Here is a 20120-nt window from a genome sequence, read left to right as displayed (position 1 = left end):
GTTCGTTGTGACTGAAAGCGCCGTGCCTGACACTCCGAGCACTGTCCCTCAGGCCTGCTGGAGTTCCCCGATGAATGAGTCTGTGCGTTTCGAAGATAAAGTCGTGATCGTCACCGGAGCCGGCGGTGGTCTGGGCCGGGCCCATGCGCTGCTGTTCGCCCGGCATGGCGCCAGAGTGCTGGTCAACGACCTCGGCGGCTCGACTCAGGGCGAAGGCGCCAACGCCTCTGCCGCCGACCGCGTGGTCGCCGAAATTCGCGCCGCCGGCGGTATCGCCGAAGCCAACCACGACTCGGTCACCGACGGCGACAAACTGGTGCAGAACGCCCTCGATGCGTTCGGCCGGGTCGACGTGGTGGTCAACAACGCCGGGATCCTGCGCGACAAGACCTTCCACAAGATGGACGACGCCGACTGGGACCTGGTCTACCGGGTCCACGTCGAAGGTGCCTACAAAGTGACTCGCGCCGCCTGGCCGCACCTGCGGGAGCAGAACTACGGGCGGGTGATCTTTACTGCGTCGACCTCGGGCATCTACGGCAACTTCGGCCAGTCCAACTACGGCATGGCCAAGCTCGGTTTGTATGGCCTGACCCGCACCCTGGCCATCGAAGGACGCAAGAACAACATCCTGGTCAATGCCATCGCCCCCACGGGCGGCACGCGCATGACTGAAGGCCTGATCCCGCCGCAAGTCTTCGAGCAGCTGAAACCGGAACTGGTCAGCCCGCTGGTGGTGTATCTGGCCAGCGCGCAATGCGCGGAAACCGCGGGCCTGTTCGAAGTCGGTGGCGGCTGGATGGGCAAGGTGCGCTGGGAGCGCAGCCTCGGCGCCGGCTTCGATCCGCGCAGCGGTTTCAGCCCCGAAGATGTCGCGGCGCACTGGCAGCAGATCTGCGATTTCGACGGCGCGGCGCATCCGCAGGACAACATCGAAGCGCTCAAGGAAATGATGGCGAATCTGCAGAAGTATTCCTTGTGACGCCTTGCGGCAAAGTCAGCGGGCTGACTTTGCCTTGCAGGCTTCAGGGAAAGTATTTGCTGACCAGCGCAGCGAGATTCGCCGCCGTCTGTGCGTCCATCTCGCCGTCGTAATTCTCCGGGCGAAAGTGCAGCTGAAAGGCGCGTACCAACTGTCGATAGCCGGCATCGTCAGTGGCTTTCGAGGTGTCGTAGCCGTAGGCCTTGAACAGCTTCAGCAGTTCGCTGCGCGGCGGCATGCCGCAGGCGTTGTAGCCCTGCAACAACTCATCGCGAGTGGCGTCTTCATACCAGGCGCCAATGCCTTGCAGAGACAGCGCCTGCCAGGGAAACATCGGCCCGGGATCGCTCTTGCGGCCGATGGCGATATCCGAATGGCCGAGGACCTGGGTCGGGCCGATATCGGGATACCGCGCGAGGATGTTCAACGCCAGTTCGCCGATCACCCGGATCTGTTCGGGGTGATACGGCGGGAAGTTGAACACACCGTCCTTGAAGGTCGCCCGGTTGACGATTTCCACGCCGATGGACGTGTCGTTGAGGCTGTTGCGATTGCCCCACTGACTGACGCCCGCATGCCAGGCCCGTTGGGTTTCATCCACCAGGTTGAAGACTTCCTGCGCGGTATGACCGGCCTGTTGATAACTCGGATCGGAGATGTCCGGCACCAGGTAATGCGCGCTGGCGCTGGGGCCGGTGAGGGTCGCCAGCGAACCGGCAAATCCGCCGGCGGTGTAGTGGAAAATCAGAAAGCGCACGCGGCTGTTGAAGCTTTTGCTGGCGCGGTAAGGGGTGTAGTTGATGGTCTTCACGCGGTAATCCTTCCAATGGATAAAGTTCGAGCCGGCCCTGTGAGAGGGCTGGCCAGGCATCGATCCTAATGGACAGGTGACTTCGCAAAATTACAGAAGCGTGTAGGCGCATTCGGCAAGTTATGTAGGCCTGGAATTTGTTCGCCGGGCGTGCCGGTGCCGTGGTCGCTACCGCGCAGCCGGCCAGCGCCGCCGAATCGCGCCCATAAAAAAGGCCGCTGCAAACGCAGCGGCCAAGGTAAGACGTTGGATCAAGGAGCTACAAATCAACGTCAGTGAACAGCGGGGCGATAAACCGAACGCGTCGATTCATCCGAATCTTTGGCAACCGACTGCGAGGTTCAGCCGCCGTGCTTGCCTGTCTGACGGCGTGTGCCGTGACAGCCCGCTCAGAATAAGGGCTTGAGCCACAAGGAAAAATAGCGATTCCGGACATGCACTGTTACGGGGCATGTAACAGTGCGCTGCCCGGCGTGGCCATCATGCGCTGCGCTGATTGTCGTTCATCCAGCTGGTGCATGACCGGCGTCAGGCCCCGTACCGTGCGGGCATTCATCCTTTCGAGCGACAGCGCGAATACCTCCTTGGTGCGCTTATCGACCCGCGTCGGCGGCAGTAGGGTGGGGCCTTCTGTCACTCACCGGGGAAGACGCATGACAAAAACAACAATGCGCGCCATCTTCACACCGCAGGCGCTGGCGGCTGCCGTGGCCTTGGGTTGCTGTGCCCAGGCGCATGCGGTTGCGTTCAATATCGGCGAAATCGAAGGCACGTTCGATTCGTCACTGTCGGTCGGGGCCAGCTGGGGCATGCGCGATGCCGACAAGTCGCTGGTCGGCACGGTCAATGGCGGTACGGGCCAGTCTTCGACCGGTGATGACGGGCGCCTGAATTTCAAGAAGGGCGAGACGTTCTCGAAGATCTTCAAGGGTATCCACGACCTTGAATTGAAGTACGGCGACACCGGGGTGTTCGTGCGCGGCAAGTACTGGTACGACTTCGAACTCAAGGATGAAGACCGCGAGTTCAAGCCGATCAGCGACAAGGGCCGCAAGGAAGGTGCGAAGTCCTCCGGCGCGCAGATTCTCGACGCCTTCATCTATCACAACTACAACATCGCCGACCTGCCGGGCACCGTGCGCGCCGGCAAGCAAGTGGTCAGCTGGGGTGAAAGCACCTTCATCGGCAACTCGATCAACAGCATCAACCCGATCGACGTCTCGGCATTCCGCCGGCCCGGCGCGGAGATCAAGGAAGGCCTGATTCCGGTGAATATGCTGTTCGCCTCCCAGGGCCTGACCGATCAGTTGACCGTCGAGGGCTTCTATCAGCTGGAGTGGGACCAGACCGTTCTCGACAACTGCGGCACCTTCTTCGGCGTCGACGTGGCGGCGGACGGCTGCAACAACGGCTACACCGTCGGCAGCCCGGCGATTGCGCCGTTGGCACCGTTGGCGGCGGCGTTTGGCCAGCCGATCCAGGTGACGCGCGAAGGCGTCATCGTGCCCCGGGGCGGCGACCGCGATGCGCGGGATTCCGGCCAGTGGGGCACGGCGCTGCGCTGGCTCGGCGATGACACTGAGTACGGCCTGTACTTCATGAACTACCACAGCCGCACGCCGACGGTGGGCACCACCACGGCCGGCCTGTCGACCCTGGCGAGCCTGCCGGGCATGGTCGGTATTGCCAACGGCCTGGCCCCTGGCAGCGGTGCCGGGCTGGCGCAGAGCGTGATGCTCGGACGCGGCCAGTACTACCTCGAATACCCCGAAGACATTCGTCTGTACGGCGCCAGCTTCTCCACCACGCTGCCCACCGGCACCGCCTGGACCGGCGAAATCAGCTACCGGCCCAACGCTCCGGTGCAGGTCAACACCAACGACTTGACCCTGGCCCTGCTCAACCCGATCGCCGGCGGCGCGGCGTCGCCACTGGTGACCGCGCCCGGCGCCGACAACAAGGGCTACCGGCGCAAGGAAGTGACCCAGGTGCAGAGCACCCTCACGCACTTCTTCGACCAGGTGCTGGGTGCCGAACGCCTGACGGTGGTCGGTGAAGCGGCGGTGGTGCGGGTCGGTGGCCTGGAGTCGCGCAGCAAGCTGCGCTACGGCCGCGATTCGGTGTACGGCCAATACGGTTTCGGCGGTGACACCGACGGCTTCGTCACCTCGACCTCGTGGGGCTACCGCGCCCGGGCCATCCTCGATTACGCCAACGTGATCGGCGGGATCAACCTCAAGCCCAACCTGTCCTGGTCCCACGATGTCGCCGGCTACGGCCCCAACGGCCTGTTCAACGAAGGCGCCAAGGCGATCAGCGTCGGGGTCGATGCCGATTACCGCAATACCTACACCGCGAGCCTCAGCTACACCGACTTTTTCGGCGGCGACTACAACGTCCTCGAAGACCGTGACTTCGTCGCCCTGAGCTTCGGCGTGAACTTCTGATCTGCCCGAGAAGGATGCAACCAATGCGCAAAATGATTCTGCAATGCGGTGCCCTGGCCCTCAGCCTGCTGGCCGCCAACGTGATCGCGGCGGTGTCGCCGGAAGAAGCCAACAAGCTTGGCACCAGTCTCACGCCGCTGGGCGCGGAGAAGGCCGGCAATGCCGACGGCTCGATTCCGGCGTGGACCGGCGGCATCCCGAAAAATGCCGGGGCGGTGGACAGCAAGGGCTTCCTCGCCGACCCGTTCGCCAATGAAAAACCGCTGTTCACCATCACCGCGGCCAACGTCGACAAGTACAAGGACAAGCTCTCCGACGGCCAGGTGGCGATGTTCAAGCGCTACCCGGAAACCTACAAGATCCCGGTCTATCCGACCCACCGCACCGTCGCCGTACCCGCGGAAATCTACGAGTCGGCCAAGCGCAGCGCACTCAACGTGACCAGCATCAACGACGGCAACGGCCTGGCCAACTTCACCGGCAATCGCTACTACGCGTTCCCGATTCCGAAGAACGGCGTCGAGGTGCTGTGGAACCACATCACCCGCTATCACGGCGGCAATCTGCGCCGCATCATCACCCAGGTGACGCCGCAGACCAACGGCAGCTACACGCCGATCCGCTTCGAGGAAGAGATCGCCGTGCCGCAACTGATGAAGGATCTCGATCCGGAAAAAGCCGCCAACGTGCTGACGTTCTTCAAACAGTCGGTGACCGCGCCGGCCCGCCTGGCCGGCAACGTGCTGCTGGTCCACGAAACCCTCGACCAGGTCAAGGAACCGCGCCTGGCGTGGATCTACAACGCCGGCCAGCGCCGCGTGCGCCGCGCCCCGCAAGTGGCCTACGACGGCCCGGGCACCGCCGCCGACGGCCTGCGCACGTCGGACAACTTCGACATGTTCTCCGGTGCGCCGGATCGCTACGACTGGAAACTGATCGGCAAGAAGGAAATGTACATTCCGTACAACAGCTACAAGCTCGACTCGCCGAGCCTCAAGTACGACGACATCGTCAAGGCCGGGCACATCAACCAGGACCTGACCCGCTATGAACTGCACCGGGTCTGGGAGGTGGTCGGCACGGTCAAGCCGAGCGAGCGGCACATCTATGCCAAGCGGCACATGTACATCGACGAGGACAGCTGGCAGGTGGCGCTGGCTGACCACTACGACGGTCGCGGCCAGTTGTGGCGCGTCGCCGAGGGGCATGCCCAGTACTACTACGATCACCAGGCCCAGGCCTATACCCTCGAAGCGCTCTACGACATCATCGCCGGCCGCTACATCGCCCTGGGGATGAAAAACGAAGAGAAGCACAGCTTCGAATTCGGCTTCGAGGCCAAGGCGGCCGACTACACGCCGTCAGCGCTGCGCGCCGAGGGCGTTCGCTAAACGTCCGATGGCCCGGGCAAGACAAAAGGCGACCGCTCGGTCGCCTTTTTTATGGGCGTTGATCAGCGTGCTGAATACTCGTCAACAAGCCGCCTGCGCAGGGCTAGGGTGGACGCACAATGATAAAAAGGCCTCGCGCAATGACTGCCAAGCTGCCCTGTCCGGAACGCCCTTCATGCTTGCCCCGACTGTCCGCCCATCACCAGTTGCGTGGGCGTTTGAGTGAGCCGTTGCTGGCTTCGCCGGCGCGGGTGAAATTGCTCTGCGCACCCGCCGGCAGTGGCAAGAGCGCGCTGCTCGCCGAATGCCTGGCGCAGGCGCCGGCGCACGTTGCGGTGCATTGGCTGCCGCTTGGTGGAGCGTCCTTGACGGTTGCGCACTTGTGTCAGCGCCTGGCCCGGGCGCTGGCGCTGGAGGAGGCCAGCGAAGCGGCGCTGCTGGCGGCACTCGCCAGTCACAGCGCACCGACCTGGCTGTTTCTCGATGATTACTGCCGCCTGCCCGAGCCGGCGCTCGACGCCTTGCTCGATCGGCTGCTGGCGGTGAGCAATCCGGCGTTGATCTGGTGGCTGGGCACTCGCCGACGCCCGCAGTGCAACTGGCCACGGCTGTTGCTCGACGATGAACTGTACGAATGCGCAGCGTCGACGCTGGCGCTGGACGCCGCGGAAATCGCCCGGTTGTTGCAGCATCTGCCGGCGGAGCAGGCCGACAGCGTTGCCGGCCGCCTGCTGCGCGGCACGGGCGGTTGGTGCGCCGGCGTGCGCATGGCGCTGCTGCAAAAGTGCGACTGGTCGCAGAAGAACCAGCCCCAGCAGCGCGTCGACACGTTGCTCGATTACCTCGACCACGAACTGTTCGCCAGCCTGACTCCGGAACTGGCCGAGGTCTGGCGGGTGCTCGCGCACATGCCGCGTTTCAATGCCGAACTCTGCGAACACCTGTTCGGGGCCGGCGAAGGCGCGCAGCACCTGCGCCTGCTGCAGACCCTCGGCTGCTTCATCGAGCCCTGGCACGATTCGCCCGACTGGTTGCAGGTCTATCCGGCGCTGGCGCGGCTGATGCAGGACGAACACTGGCCGGTGGGTCGCTCCTGGCATCGGCGGGCTTGCCAGTGGTTCACCGTGCGCGAGGACTGGAAGTCGGCGTTCGAGCAGGCCTTGCTCGCCGAAGAATTCGAGGTGGCCGTCAGCCTGTTGCAGCATTTCAGCATCGAGCATCTGTTCGAGGATCAAATGGTGCTGCTGTTGCTGCGCCTGCATGAACAGCAGGGGGCGGAACTGACCCTCGGCTCGCCGCAGCGGGTCGGGCTGATTACGGCTGCGCTGTTGTTCGCCGGGCGTTTCGAGCAGGCGGCGACCTGCATCGAACAGCTGTCGCGGTTTTTTCCCCAGCCGTCGGCGCACCAGCAGCGGCAGTTGCTCGCCCGCTGGCAGGCGCAGCAGGGCTGGCTCTTGCATTTGCAGGGGCGGATGGCGCCGGCCTGCGAGCATTTCTGCCAGGCCCTGGCCGAACTGGATGGCGATGCCTGGCCGGTGCGCTTGCTGTGCCTGTCCGGGCAGACCCAGCAAGCGCTGCTGTGCGGCGACCTGGAACAGGCCCAGGCGATCAACCGCGAGGCGCTGTGCCTGGCCCGTGCTCGCGATTCGCTGCTGTTCGAAGGGCTGCTGGAACTCGATCATGCGCAACTGCTGGAACAGCGCGGTGCGCCCGCGCGCGCCGACGTGCTGCTGGCCGACATGCATGAGTTGTTGTGTCAGCGCGCCCACCGTCCGGTGCCACTGCTCGGCCGCATCGCCCTGCGGCGCGGACGGCTGGCGCTGAGCATGGGCCTGGAAGAACAGGCGACGAAGCTGTTTCAGCGCGGCCTCGATGAGTGCCTGCGCAGCCACGACAAACGCGTGTTGTACGGCTATTTGGGCCTGGCGCAACTGGCTGCCGGGCAGGACGATTATGCCCAGGCCTTCGTACGCCTGCGCGAGGCCGAGCGCCTGATGCAACAGCGGCAGATTCCGGACACGGTGTATCGCGGCGTGCTGTTGCAGGTCAGCAGTCAATTCTGGCTGCAACAGGGCCGCCCGGAGCTGGCGCAGGAAGCGTTGAGCCGGGTGCTCCGGCACTATCGCGGCCCGCAGGCGCGGCAAGCGCCACCGGCCACGCTGGAGTTGATTGCGCGGATCGAATATCTGCTGATCCTCGCGCAGATCCGTCTGGGCCAGGCGCAGCAGCCGTTGGAGCAGCTGCAGCAGTTGCTCGACCAGGCCCACGCCCGGCGCATGCTCAGCCTCGAGGCCGAGTTGCTGCTGGCGAGTGCCGAAGCCGCCGCACTGCTGAATGAGCAGGAGCGCGCCCGGCAATTCTTCAGTCGTGGCCAGGAGTTGGCGACGGCCTGCCATTTGCCGCTGTTGCTCAGGCAGTTTGCTAAAAGTTGCCCGACCCTTATCGGTGAGGCGGCAAATGAGGCGAGTGCCAAGACTGCAGAGGAACATTCGCTGAGTTTGCGCGAATCGCAAGTTCTGCAACTGGTGGCGTCGGGTAATTCCAATCAGCAAATAGCCGAGAAATTGTTCATCTCATTGCACACGGTTAAAACTCATGTCAGGCGAATTCATGCAAAGTTGGGCGTCGAACGCCGCACGCATGCCGTGGCACGGGCGAGAATGCTGGGGTTGTGCGGTTAATCTGGATTTAATAACTTTCGAAGTTGTTTTCCAGTTGGCCGATTTTTAATTTCTTGCAAAGGGTGGTGGGTGTTTTTATTGGTTTTTATCGCGCTAAGTTAATTGCACGTTTCAGGCGTTAATTAATGGCCTGATTTATCAAGTGTATTAATGGAAGTGTGTATGAATACCAAACAAACATTGTCGGTTCAGCGACAACTGGGCAAAGTCAGTGAAGGACTTGTTGCCCTGGAACAGGTGCTGAACGATACGCCGGCCTTCAAATCGATCGTGCAGGATATTCTGCTCGAAGAACTGCAGCGGATTGCGCCCCAGGCGTACATCAGCCGAACGTTCATCAATGCCCGCCAGCCCGCCATGGTCGATCCCGAGCCGACGGGCGCGTTGCTCGACGTGTTCATGCAGTGCCTGGCACGCGGCCGGGCACCGCAGTACGAGCCGAGCCTTTATGGCGTCTACGATTGGCGCGACTCCACGCAAGAGCAGGACCGTATCGCCGAACTGGATGTGGAAACGCTCGGTCTGTTGATTGGCGAAGTCATGGCTTCGCTGGCGCAACGTTACCCGCGAGTCATCGATCGCCACTGGGCGGCATCGCCCGGCAAGGATGCCCGCGGGCGTGAACTGGCGCCGCGAATCACTGCGTTGCGCCATGTCTACGCCGAGTTGTTCTGGCAGGAGTTGCGCGCCAAGGTACAAGTGCAGGGACTGATGGCCGCGGTCGAAGAAAGTTTTGAAGTGTTTGTCCGCGGTAAGTCCAGGGCACCGGCCTACCGTATCGAGTTGCAACTGGACAATGCACGCTTTGTTACTCTCGATGGTTGTTTTGTCATGCGTCTGAGCGGTCAATTCGATAATCAAATACGCCCGGACGAAGATGAATGGATGATTCTTTATACGCCGGCCAATGGCGTGGAAGTGTTTCGCACACCATTATTGTTACAGCGCGCTTTGCAACAGCGTTTGCGTGATCCGGACACTCGCGCCAAGTTGCTCAGTGCACTGGCCCTGGACGATGCCGAAGTGCTCGGCAGCGCGCCGCAGATTGCTTATCTGCCCAGCACAGGCGAACTGTTTCAGGTCTGCACCGACAGCCTGCTGCTGACACAACGGCGCGACCTCGCCGCACATCTGCGGCGGTTGCAGCAACCCGGCGCGAAGGCGCAGGACATCCTCGTGGCGGTCGCGGCGGTACAGCGCCTGCACGGCGTGAGCCGCGACGCCAGGGCGCGGATGGCCAGTCTGCTTGCACTGACGGCGCAGCACGCCCGCCCGCAATGGCTCAAGGACGCCTCGTCGACCCAGCAGGAAGTGTTCGCCTCGCTGGAGCGCGAATTGCTCAAGGGGCAGGTGGCCCTGCATGAGGCCATGGGCGGGTTGTCGTCCTTGCAGGAATACGCCCGCGGCGTGGTGGCCGAGCATCTGTCCGCTGGCGAGGCGCAGCCGGTCGACCCGGACAGCATCTGGGTCACGGTCAAGCACGTGGTGCCCATGGGCTCGCGGAAGATCGAGCATGTCGAGCGCAAGACCCTGACGCAGCTGTTCATGTACGGCGTGCATGACGATGGCGGGCGCTACACCCTGCAACTGGAAAACTTCCAGCACAACCCGCGACTGAGCGTGGCCAACATCGAGCGCGCGGTTCGCCAGTTCGATCTGCGCCTGAGCTTCGCCGCGCAGCGCAGCCAGCGCCTCGATACGGCGCTGGTCAAAGACGCCATGCGCGATGTGCTGGGACAGCAGATCGCCCTGAGCAATTACGCCGCGATTCTGCAGAAACACATCAGCCCGCGCGCCCAGGACATCGTCCAGCGTTACCTGTTTGGCGATTCGACCATGGAGGCCGGCAGCGTGGCGTTCCGCCAGGCGTACCGGCCACTCAAGGACATGATGGTCTTTCGTGCCAAAGCGGCGGCGGCCGATCATGCCTTCCACGTGCTCTACGCGCCGGGCGCGCCGACAGGGCAGCAGTGGTATGAATTTGCCGACCTCAACCTGCTCAAGCGGCAGTTCATCAAGTGGGGCTTCGAGCCGCAGGACCGGCAATTCCTGATCAGCCAGAGTCACGCCGGCGACCGCGCGGATCTGATTCAGGGTTATCTGTCGCTGACCGAGTCGCGCCCGGTGTTTGAAGAATCGTGGTGGGGCGGCGTGACCGCGCAGCCTTGGACGGGCGCGCCGTTGCTGGACGCCGTGCATAACCTGATCGACTGGGACATTGCCGAAGAGCAAGTGGTGACGCCTGACTGGTACCGCCAGGCGGCGCCAGTGGATCGCGAACGCTTCACTCGGCTGAACACTGAATTCAAGGCCATCGCCCAGGTGGCGAAAACGCCGCTGCATATTCCGACGTTGAGCGCGTTCTCCCGCGATCTGGTCATGCCGGCATTGAACGATTACCTGCTGCGCGCCGGGCCGCATCCGCATATCGACCCGGATCGGGTCAACGTCAAGTTGCCGGGTCACGACTGGATGACCCTGACCCAGTTGTTCATTCAGTGGCAACTGTGGAAGGCCAACGAGCCGGTGACGTTCGCGGCCATCGACCACGCGCCGCTGGGGCGCCTGAATGCCGCCGCTGTCACGGCGCTGATCAACCTGATGCCGGGGCTCAAGTACGAGGACTATCTGCGCAAGCATTTCCTCACCAGCAGCGATTACGCGCTCAAGGCCAAGCTCTACTGCAAGACCGTGCAGAACGAAATGCTCAGGGCCGCGTTGACGCAGAAGATGCAGGGTTCGCTGTCCGTCGAGCGTTTCAATTGGCTCAAGGGCCAGATCGAAGACCTGGACCATGAGCGTGCGCATCAGCCCGATCCGTTCCAGACCGGCAGCGCGCCGCAGGAGGGTATCCATACGCTGGTGCTGGAAGGCCAGCGCCTGGAAGGTGCCTACACCTTCGGCCGGCGTGTCGCGGGCCGGCTCGAACACCTGGTGTACATCCCGAAAGCGCCGGACGGCCTGGCCTTCCGGCCCCTGGAAACGCTGACCAGCGGCCTCAAGGCGTATGCACTGGGCGCGCATATCGTGCGGCTGGTCAGGCTGGCGAACCGGCCGCCGGTGCAGCGCTTCGTCGAGCGTTGCCGCAGTGCTTCCGGTGCCGCGCTGGCGACCCCGGTACTGCGCGACAGCTACGCGGTGAAGCACTTCCGCTTCGAGTACGAGAGCATGATCCTGCGCCTGCTGTACGACGTCGACCACCAGACCAGTACCCGCGGCGAGATCTTCTGGCGCCACGTGCTGGTCGGGGTGGAACTGCTGGTGGATGTGGTTTCGCTGTTGGTGCCGCCGGTTGGCGTGGTGGCCAGTATCGTGCGAATCACCGGGGCGATCGTGCAGGGCCTGATCGCCTATAGCCTGGGTGACGAAGACGCCGGCAAGGCGCACCTCGTCTCGGCGTGGCGAGGCGCGATCATCCTGTATGTGGGGGTTGTCGCGGGGGTTGGCACCTCGACGTCGGCGGTGGGCCTGCTGTCGCGAATCAAGGACATCGCCGACATCGTCTCGACCGCCAGCCAGGTGCCGGTCGGCGTCGGCTACATCACTGCACTGGCGACGCCGTTGCTGATCCAGGACAGCGACACCCGCATCAGCGAGTGAGCCTGACGGTTCAGGCGTTTTCGGGCTGATAGCCCATGCGCCAACTCACGGCCCGCGTCGCAGCGAGTAATCGTTGTGCCGCCGGGCCGTTTTCGTCGGCGTGGAACAGCGAAGTCGGGCCGACGATGGTCAGCACCGCCGCGATCTGCCCGACGGCGTTGAACACCGGTGCCGACAGGGCATCCACCCCGGGCATCAGCAAGCCATGCACATGATGCAGACCGCGTTCGCGGATCTGCTCGCACAGCGTCGTGTAGGCCTGCTCGTCCGCCAGCGGATGAGTGCCGACGGCCGTTTCCTGTTCACGCAATTCATCGGTTTCGCGGTGCGGCAGGTAGGCGCTGAACACCAGCCCGGTCGAGGAACTGAGCAGCGGCAGCACCGAACCCAGTTGCGTCACCACCGTCACCGCGCGAACGGCCGGCTCGATGTGCACCACGGTCGCGCCCTGATTGCCCCACACCGCGAGGAAACAGGTTTCGTTGAGTTCGTCGCGCAGCTCGGCCAGGGGCAGGGCGGCGACTTTCAGCACGTCCATACTGTTGAGTGCGGCCAGGCCCACGCGCAGCGCCTCACGGCCGAGGCCGTAATGGTTGGTCGCGGTGTTCTGCTCGGCGAAACCGGAAGCGATCAACGCTTGCAGGTAGCGGTGCACCTTGCTCGCCGGCATCTGTACGTGCTCGGCCAGGCGCGACAGCGAGGTGGAGGGCGACAATTCGGCCAGGGCCTTGAGGATGTCGGTGCCGACCTCGGCGGAGCGGACTTTCTGTTTGCCGTTGGCGTCGCTGGTTTTTTCCATGGTGCTGGCGTGTCCCGGAACGAATGGGCGTCTTTATAGCTTGACGCTGGATAGCGAGCAAATTACGTTATGCGTAATTGGATTACGATAAAAATAACCCCGGCGTGCCAAGACCTCTGTCGCAGAGCGTTCGGCCATGCCGACTCCCTGTTCAGGAGGCTCCATGAACCTCGATTCAACCGCGTCGGACCTGGTCTACCAGTCGGGTTTCGGCAACGAATTCAGCACTGAAGCGTTGCCCGGCGCCCTGCCGGTCGGCCAGAACTCCCCGCAGAAAGCCCCGTACGGCCTGTACACCGAATTGTTCTCCGGCACCGCGTTCACCATGGCCCGCAGCGAAGCGCGGCGCACCTGGATGTACCGCATCCAGCCGTCGGCCAATCACCCGGCGTTCGTCAAGCTGGAACGGCAACTGGCCGGCGGTCCGTTGGGTGACGTGACCCCCAACCGGCTGCGCTGGAACCCGCTGGAAATCCCTGGCGAACCGACCGATTTCATCGACGGTCTGGTCAGCATGGCGGCCAACGCCGGCGCCGATAAACCGGCCGGCATCAGTATTTACAACTACGTCGCCAACCGCTCGATGGAGCGGGTGTTCTTCAATGCCGACGGCGAGTGGCTGCTGGTGCCGCAACTCGGGCGCCTGCGTATCGCTACCGAACTGGGCGTGCTCGAAGTCGCGCCACTGGAAATCGCCGTGTTGCCGCGCGGTCTGAAATTCCGCGTCGAACTGCTCGATGCGCAGGCCCGCGGCTACCTCGCCGAGAACCATGGCGCGCCGCTGCGCCTGCCGGACCTGGGGCCGATCGGCAGCAATGGCCTAGCCAATCCGCGCGACTTCCTGACGCCGGTCGCCGCTTACGAAAACCTGCAGCAACCGACCACCCTGGTGCAGAAGTTCCTCGGCCAGTTGTGGGCCACCGAACTCAATCATTCGCCGCTCAATGTGGTCGCCTGGCACGGCAACAACGTGCCGTACAAATATGACCTGCGGCGGTTCAACACCCTCGGCACGGTCAGCTTCGATCACCCGGATCCGTCGATCTTCACTGTGCTGACCTCGCCGACCAGCGTCCACGGCCTGGCCAACCTCGACTTCGTGATCTTCCCGCCACGCTGGATGGTGGCCGAGAACACCTTCCGGCCGCCGTGGTTCCACCGCAACCTGATGAACGAATTCATGGGCCTGATCCAGGGCGAATACGACGCCAAGGCCGAAGGCTTCGTGCCCGGCGGCGCGTCCCTGCACAGCTGCATGAGCGCCCACGGCCCGGACGGCGAGACCTGCACCAGAGCGATCAACGCCGAGCTCAAACCGGCGAAGATCGACAACACCATGGCCTTCATGTTCGAGACCAGTCAGGTGCTGCGCCCGAGCCGCTTCGCCCTCGACTGTGCGCAACTGCAATCCAACTACGACGCCTGCTGGGCCACGCTGCCCGCCACGTTCGACCCGACCCGGAGATAATTCATGACGCAGACTTCCATCACCCGCAGCTGGGTTGCATCGGCCAACGGCCACGCGGACTTCCCGTTGCAGAACCTGCCGCTGGGCGTGTTCAGCATCGCCGGCTCGGCACCGCGTTGCGGCGTGGCCATCGGCGAGCACATTTTCGACCTGCAGGTGGCACTCGAAGCCGGCCTGTTCGACGGGGCCGCGCGCAGTGCCGTCGAGGCGACCCGCGACGGTCAGCTCAACGCCTTCTTCCAGCTCGGCAGTGCGGCCCGCGTGGCCTTGCGCGAGCGCCTGCTGGAACTGTTCAGCGAAGGCAGCACGCTGCGCGGCAACATCGAGGCCCAGGGCGCGAAACTGCTGCCGCTGGCCGCCGATTGCCAGATGCACCTGCCGGCGCGCATCAGTGACTACACCGACTTCTACGTCGGCATCGAGCACGCGCAGAACGTCGGCAAACTGTTCCGCCCCGACAATCCGCTGCTGCCCAACTACAAATACGTACCGATCGGCTACCACGGTCGCGCGTCCACCGTGCGCGCTTCCGGCACTGATGTGCGTCGGCCGCACGGCCAGACGTTGCCGGCCGGCGCCAGCGAGCCGACCTTCGGCCCGTGCGCGCGCCTGGACTACGAGCTGGAACTGGGTATCTGGATTGGCCAGGGCAATGCGTTGGGTGAGCCGATCGCGATTGGCGATGCCGCCGAACACATTGCCGGGTTCTGCCTGCTCAACGACTGGTCGGCGCGCGACATCCAGGCCTGGGAATACCAGCCATTGGGGCCGTTCCTGTCCAAGAGCTTCCTCACCAGCGTGTCGCCATGGGTGGTGACTGCCGAGGCGCTGGCGCCTTTCCGCGCCGCGCAAGCGCCGCGTCCTGAAGGTGATCCGCAGCCGCTGCCGTACCTGTTCGACCCGCGCGACCAGGCCGCTGGGGCCCTCGATATCGAGCTGGAAGTGCTGCTGCTCACCGAACGCATGCGCGAGCAGAACCTGCCGGCTCAACGCCTGACTCTGAGCAACACCCGCTACATGTACTGGACTGTCGCGCAAATGGTCGCGCACCACAGCGTCAACGGCTGCCAGTTGCAGGCGGGTGATCTGTTCGGTTCGGGCACCTTGTCCGGCCCGGAGAGCGGCCAGTTCGGCAGCCTCCTGGAAATCACCGAGGGCGGCAAAAAGCCGATCGAGCTGGCCTCCGGCGAAGTGCGCAAGTTCCTCGAGGACGGCGACGAAATCATCCTGCGCGCGCGGTGCGCCCGTGACGGTTACGCCTCGATCGGCTTCGGCGAATGCCGCGGCAAAGTGCTGGCGGCGCGCTGACAGGAGCGGCTCATGGACCTCTATACCTATTACCGCTCGACCTCGTCGTACCGCGTGCGCATCGCTCTGGCGCTGAAGGGCCTCGACTACCACGCGCTGCCGGTCAACCTGATCGCGCCGGCGGGTGGCGAGCATCGGCAGGCGGCCTACCTGGCGCTCAATCCGCAGGGCCGGGTGCCGGCACTGCGCACCGATGACGGCGCGTTGCTGATCCAGTCGCCGGCGATCATCGAGTACCTGGAGGAGCGTTATCCACAGCGGCCGCTGCTCCCCGCCGATCTGGTCGCGCGCGCCAGAGTGCGGGGCGTGGCGGCAGTAATCGGTTGCGACGTGCATCCGCTGCACAACGTCAGCGTGCTCAATCGTCTGCGCGAGACGGGCCAGGATGAAATGCAGGTGACGCAGTGGATCGGCCACTGGATCAGCCAGGGCCTGGCGACGGTGGAGCAGTTGATCGCAGACAGCGGCTTCTGCTTCGGCGCCGAGCCGGGGCTGGCCGATGCTTACTTGATCCCGCAGTTGTACGCAGCCGAGCGCTTCCACGTGAGCCTGGAGCCGTACCCACGGATTCGACGGGTGGCGGCGCTGGCGGCGGAACATCCGGCGTTCATCCAGGCGCATCCGGCAAATCAGCCCGATACCCCGTAATCGAGCGTTCCCGCGTGCTGCGTGGGAACGCCTGTCGCGACACCTGGCGTCGCAACGGACGCCAGGCGTTGTTGCCGGCGATCCTGCGGGGCGCGTGGCAACGATCACTGGCCGCCCGCACCGACAAACATAAAAACAAAACAGGTACCTTGCGATGCATAACCAGATTGCCAGCTTCCGTGCGGCACTCGACGCCCGTCCCGTGTCCCGATATCAGTGGTTGCTCTTGATCCTGCTCGCCCTGCTGCTGGTCACCGATGGCTACGACGCCCAGGTGCTCGGTTATGTGGTGCCGGCGCTGGCTCAGGACTGGGGCCTGGAAAAAGCCGCGTTCGGCCCGGTGTTCAGCGCCAACCTGCTCGGCCTGACGCTCGGCTCCCTTGCGGTGACACCGCTGGCCGATCGCTTCGGCGTGCGGCGCATCCTGCTCGCCTGCGTCCTGATCTACGCCAGCCTGACGGTGCTGATGGTGTTCGCCGACTCACTCAATACGCTGATGATCGCGCGCTTCATCTGCGGCATCGGCATGGGCGGGGCAATGCCCAGCGCCATGGCGTTGATGTCCGAGTATTCGCCGCCACGCCTGCGCACGCTGATGGTGACGCTGGCGGCATGCGGTTTCTCCTTCGGTGGCGCGGCGGGTGGTTTTGTCGCCGCCGGCTTCATCGACCGTTTCGGCTGGCAGGCAGTGTTCCTCGCCGGCGGCGTGACCCCGTTGCTGCTGTTCCCGTTTCTCTGCTGGCGCTTGCCGGAATCGCTGCCGCGCCTGCTGCGCGACGCGCCACCGTATGTGCGCTTGCGCAAAGTCACCGCGCGCATGCTGCCGGACTGGCAACCGCCGCCCGCCTCGGTCGCGCAGAACGAGCGCGAACAGGGCAGCCAGCTGACGGTGGTCGAGCTGTTTCGCCACGGCTACGCGAAGCCGACGCTGCTGATCTGGGCGACGTTTTTCGTCAGCCTGATTCTGTTGTATTTCATGATCAGCTGGCTGCCGTCGCTGCTGCTGGAAAGTGGTCTGCAGCTCAACGAAGCCAACCTGGTGACCTCGATGTTCCTCTTCGCCGGCACGCTCGGGGCAATCTGCATGGCCTGGTTCGCCGACCGTCTCAAGCGCAAGGTGCGCCTGCTCTGCGCAGTGCTCGCCGGGGCGGCGCTGTGTACCGTGCTGCTCGGTCTCAATCACGACAACCCGCGTTATCTGGTGGCCTGTGTGTTCGCCGCCGGGTTCTGCATCATCGGTGGGCAGCTGACGCTCAACGCGTTTGCCAGCAACTTCTACCCGGCGCACGTACGCGCCACCGGCACTGGTTGGGCGCTGGGCGTCGGCCGTTTCGGTTCGATTCTCGGGCCGCTGTTCGGCAGCCTGTTGCTGGCGATGCACCTTCCGGTCGAGCAGATTTTCTTCTTCTGCGCGATTCCGGCAGTGATTGCTGCGTTGTTGATCATTCAAGTGCGTGCACCGGGGGAATTGCAGGCGCCGACGCCGGTCGGGCAGACGCTGGAAAGTTGAGCGCTCAAGCAGCGGCGCGACGTTTCGCGGTCAATGAACGACCGAGTTGGGGGGCAGATGCCCCAGCCGCTCGGTCAGACGCAGGCGCTGGATCGGATCGTCGCTGAGCAGCAGGGCGTGTTCCAGATCGAAGCGCTCGGCGTTCGGGCAGTCGAGGCGCTGATACAGGCTGGCGCGGGCCAGGTAATCGGCGGCACTGGCGTTGCCCAGCTCGAGCACGCGTTCGGCGTCGATCAGGGCAGCGATGAAATCGTCGTGGCTCAGGTGCAGCTGGCGCAGGTTGCGCGACAGGCGCTGGAGCATCTGCACCGGGGTGGCGGTCAGCAGGTGTTCGGCGCTGAGTTTCATGTGATGGCCGTACTGGCGTTGCAGCAGCTCGCGCCAGTCGTTGGGGTACAGGCGCCGGCCGCCGCACGGGTCGAGCAGATGATCGGCGCCGGGCACGCGCAACAGGAAATGTCCGGGGAAGTTGACGCCGACCAGCGGGATCTCCAGGCGCCGGGCCAGCTCCAGGCTGATCAGCGCCAGGGTCAGCGGTTGCCCGCGGCGGGTGTGCAGAACCCTGTGCAGCAACGCCGCCTGCGGGCGCAGCGGGGTGAAATCGTCCTGGGCGAATCCCAGGTCGTTGAGCCGGCGCAGCAACGGTTGCGCCAGTTCGCTGACCGGCAGCATCGGCAAACCGTAGCTGACCTTCAATTGCAATTCCTTGAAGTCCTGCAGCAACGCTTGGGGATCGACCTCCTTGTCATGCTCGGCCGCCATCCACAGCGCGGCTTCGAACAGCGCGGAAGGGGAGCGGTGCAGACAGTCGAAAAAACGTTGGCGCGGGGTCATCGCAATCTCCGGGCAATGCCTCGTTTTTAGCCTTGTCTGGGGCATTCGTCCAGTGCGGCGCCGCGCTGCGCTCAGGTTATTCCCAAAGCGCTGGCGGGCGCGCGGACTTATTCCGGCGCGCTCCAGCAATTTTCAGGCGCAAGCCTATACTGGCGTCTACCAGAAGTGATTCGGGAGCCTGCCGATGTTCGCTCTCATGCAAAGCACTCGCCTGGAATCGCTGCACCTTAGCGTTGATCCGGTCACCGGATTGAAGGCGGTCATTGCCATTCATAACAGTCGCCTCGGGCCGGCCCTGGGCGGTTGCCGCTATCTTGCCTATCCGAACGACGAATCCGCGGTCGAGGACGCCATACGCCTGGCCCAGGGCATGAGCTACAAGGCGGCGTTGGCCGGTCTGGAGCAGGGCGGTGGCGTCGCGGTGATCGTTCGTCCGGCGCATGTCGAGAACCGCGCCGCGCTGTTCGAAGCGTTCGGCCGCTGCATCCAGCAACTCGACGGCCGCTACATCACCGCCATCGACAGCGGTACCTCGGTGGCGGACATGGATTGCATCGCCCAGCAGACCCAGCATGTCACCAGCACCACCTCCGCCGGCGACCCGGCGCCACATGCGGCGATGGGCGTGTTCACCGGCATTCGCGCCACCGCGATGGCGCGGCTGGGCAGCGATAATCTCGAAGGCCTGCGCGTGGCGATCCAGGGCCTGGGCAACGTCGGTTATGCCCTGGCCGAACAGCTGCACGCGGCGGGTGCGGAGCTGCTGGTCAGCGATATCGATCACGGCAAGGTGCAACTGGCGATGGAACAGCTCAATGCCCATCCGATTGCCAACGACGCCTTGCTCAGTACGCCCTGCGACATTCTTGCGCCGTGCGGTCTCGGTGGCGTGCTCAACAGCCACACCGTGACGCAACTGCGCTGCTCGGCGGTGGCCGGTTCGGCGAACAATCAACTGACCCACCTCGACGTCGCCGATCAGCTGGAGCGACGCGGCATCCTCTATGCACCGGATTACGTGATCAACGCCGGTGGCCTGATCTATGTGTCGCTCAAGCATCGCGGGGAGGAACTGGGGACGATCACGGCGCACCTGTCGAAGATCGCCTCGCGGCTGACCGAAGTGTTTGCCCATGCGCAGGCGGAAAAGCGCTCGCCGGCGCGGGTGGCGGATGAGCTGGCAGAGAAAGTGCTGTATCGCTGAAACGCAAAAGATCGCAGCCTGCGCCAGCTCCTGCATGGGAATGGATTTTCCCGCAAGCGCTGGCGCAGGCTGCGATCTTTTGATCAGGCGCTGCTTACTTGGCAGCCTTCGCCGCTTTGGCCGGTTTCACTGGTGCTTCTTCTTCCGCTTCAGCCGTTTCGGCTTTTTCGACTGCCTGGGCCGGTGCATTGATCAGCTCCGACAGCGCATCGGGCTGGCTCTTGAAGGCCTTGGCGAACACATCGCGGTTCTTCGCCATGTAGATCCCGACTTCTTCAACCTGCTGCTCGTTCAACGACGGCACGGCTTTTTGCAACACTTCGGACAGCATCTCGGCCAGTTCGAGCATTTTGTCATGACGGTCAGCTTCGGCTTTATCCATGAACAAGCGCTCCAGATCTCGGCTGCTGCGGTATACCACTTCGACGGCCATTCAC

13 protein-coding genes and 1 pseudogene are annotated in these 20120 nt (G+C 64.0%); 10 read left to right on the top strand and 4 right to left on the bottom strand.

What is annotated here, in order from left to right; translation table 11 throughout:
* Window positions 1-70 precede the first annotated feature (70 nt).
* Complete coding sequence (locus QRN70_RS11090) at window positions 71-982, top strand: SDR family oxidoreductase (RefSeq protein WP_285417676.1); 912 nt, start codon at window positions 71-73, stop codon at window positions 980-982.
* 43 nt (window positions 983-1025) lie between these two features.
* Here QRN70_RS11090 and QRN70_RS11085 read toward each other — a convergent pair whose 3' ends face one another.
* A complete protein-coding gene (locus tag QRN70_RS11085) occupies window positions 1026-1793 on the bottom strand; it encodes an N-acetylmuramoyl-L-alanine amidase (protein WP_285417674.1) in 768 nt (255 codons plus the stop codon).
* A 653-nt stretch (window positions 1794-2446) separates the two neighbouring features.
* Here QRN70_RS11085 and QRN70_RS11080 point away from each other — a divergent pair.
* From QRN70_RS11080 to QRN70_RS11065, 4 genes are all read left to right on the top strand, one after another.
* On the top strand, window positions 2447-4240 hold the full coding sequence (locus QRN70_RS11080; RefSeq protein WP_285417672.1) for a DUF1302 domain-containing protein: 1794 nt from the start codon (window positions 2447-2449) through the stop codon (window positions 4238-4240).
* 23 nt (window positions 4241-4263) lie between these two features.
* Complete coding sequence (locus QRN70_RS11075; RefSeq protein WP_285417670.1) at window positions 4264-5631, top strand: DUF1329 domain-containing protein; 1368 nt, start codon at window positions 4264-4266, stop codon at window positions 5629-5631.
* Window positions 5632-5771: 140 nt separating this feature from the next.
* Window positions 5772-8312 (top strand): LuxR C-terminal-related transcriptional regulator, encoded by a 2541-nt coding sequence (locus QRN70_RS11070; protein WP_285417669.1) that lies wholly within the window; start codon window positions 5772-5774, stop codon window positions 8310-8312.
* A 162-nt stretch (window positions 8313-8474) separates the two neighbouring features.
* The gene (locus tag QRN70_RS11065; protein WP_285417667.1) at window positions 8475-11912 is read left to right on the top strand and encodes a dermonecrotic toxin domain-containing protein; all 3438 of its coding nucleotides are present in this window, start codon (window positions 8475-8477) and stop codon (window positions 11910-11912) included.
* 10 nt (window positions 11913-11922) lie between these two features.
* On the opposite strand, the gene QRN70_RS11060 is transcribed toward QRN70_RS11065, so the two are convergent.
* Complete coding sequence (locus QRN70_RS11060) at window positions 11923-12711, bottom strand: IclR family transcriptional regulator (RefSeq protein ID WP_285417665.1); 789 nt, start codon at window positions 12709-12711, stop codon at window positions 11923-11925.
* 163 nt (window positions 12712-12874) lie between these two features.
* Here QRN70_RS11060 and hmgA point away from each other — a divergent pair, with 163 nt between their 5' ends.
* The 4 genes from hmgA to QRN70_RS11040 all read left to right on the top strand — a co-directional run bounded on the left by hmgA (window position 12875) and on the right by QRN70_RS11040 (window position 17645).
* Window positions 12875-14179, top strand: a complete 1305-nt coding sequence (gene hmgA / locus QRN70_RS11055) for a homogentisate 1,2-dioxygenase (protein ID WP_285417663.1) — start codon at window positions 12875-12877, stop codon at window positions 14177-14179.
* A 3-nt stretch (window positions 14180-14182) separates the two neighbouring features.
* A complete protein-coding gene (gene fahA, locus QRN70_RS11050) occupies window positions 14183-15487 on the top strand; it encodes a fumarylacetoacetase (RefSeq protein ID WP_285417662.1) in 1305 nt (434 codons plus the stop codon).
* 12 nt (window positions 15488-15499) lie between these two features.
* A complete protein-coding gene (maiA, locus tag QRN70_RS11045; RefSeq protein WP_285417660.1) occupies window positions 15500-16135 on the top strand; it encodes a maleylacetoacetate isomerase in 636 nt (211 codons plus the stop codon).
* 154 nt (window positions 16136-16289) lie between these two features.
* Complete coding sequence (locus QRN70_RS11040; protein ID WP_285417658.1) at window positions 16290-17645, top strand: MFS transporter; 1356 nt, start codon at window positions 16290-16292, stop codon at window positions 17643-17645.
* A 30-nt stretch (window positions 17646-17675) separates the two neighbouring features.
* On the opposite strand, the gene QRN70_RS11035 is transcribed toward QRN70_RS11040, so the two are convergent.
* Window positions 17676-18479 (bottom strand): SirB1 family protein, encoded by an 804-nt coding sequence (locus QRN70_RS11035; protein ID WP_285417656.1) that lies wholly within the window; start codon window positions 18477-18479, stop codon window positions 17676-17678.
* Between the two features lie 184 nt (window positions 18480-18663).
* On the opposite strand from QRN70_RS11035, the gene QRN70_RS11030 reads away from it, so the two are divergent.
* On the top strand, window positions 18664-19683 hold the full coding sequence (locus QRN70_RS11030; protein WP_285417655.1) for a Glu/Leu/Phe/Val dehydrogenase family protein: 1020 nt from the start codon (window positions 18664-18666) through the stop codon (window positions 19681-19683).
* Window positions 19684-19861: 178 nt separating this feature from the next.
* Here the strand turns inward: QRN70_RS11030 and QRN70_RS11025 are convergent.
* Window positions 19862-20116 (bottom strand): annotated as a pseudogene (locus tag QRN70_RS11025) (YebG family protein); the annotation flags it as partial.
* Between the last annotated feature and the right edge of the window lie 4 nt (window positions 20117-20120).

Origin of the sequence: Pseudomonas sp. efr-133-TYG-5, assembly GCF_030209175.1 — a bacterium.
Lineage (GTDB): Bacteria > Pseudomonadota > Gammaproteobacteria > Pseudomonadales > Pseudomonadaceae > Aquipseudomonas.
Note: the sequence above shows the minus strand (reverse complement) of the source record. Positions and strands in the feature narration are given on the sequence as shown.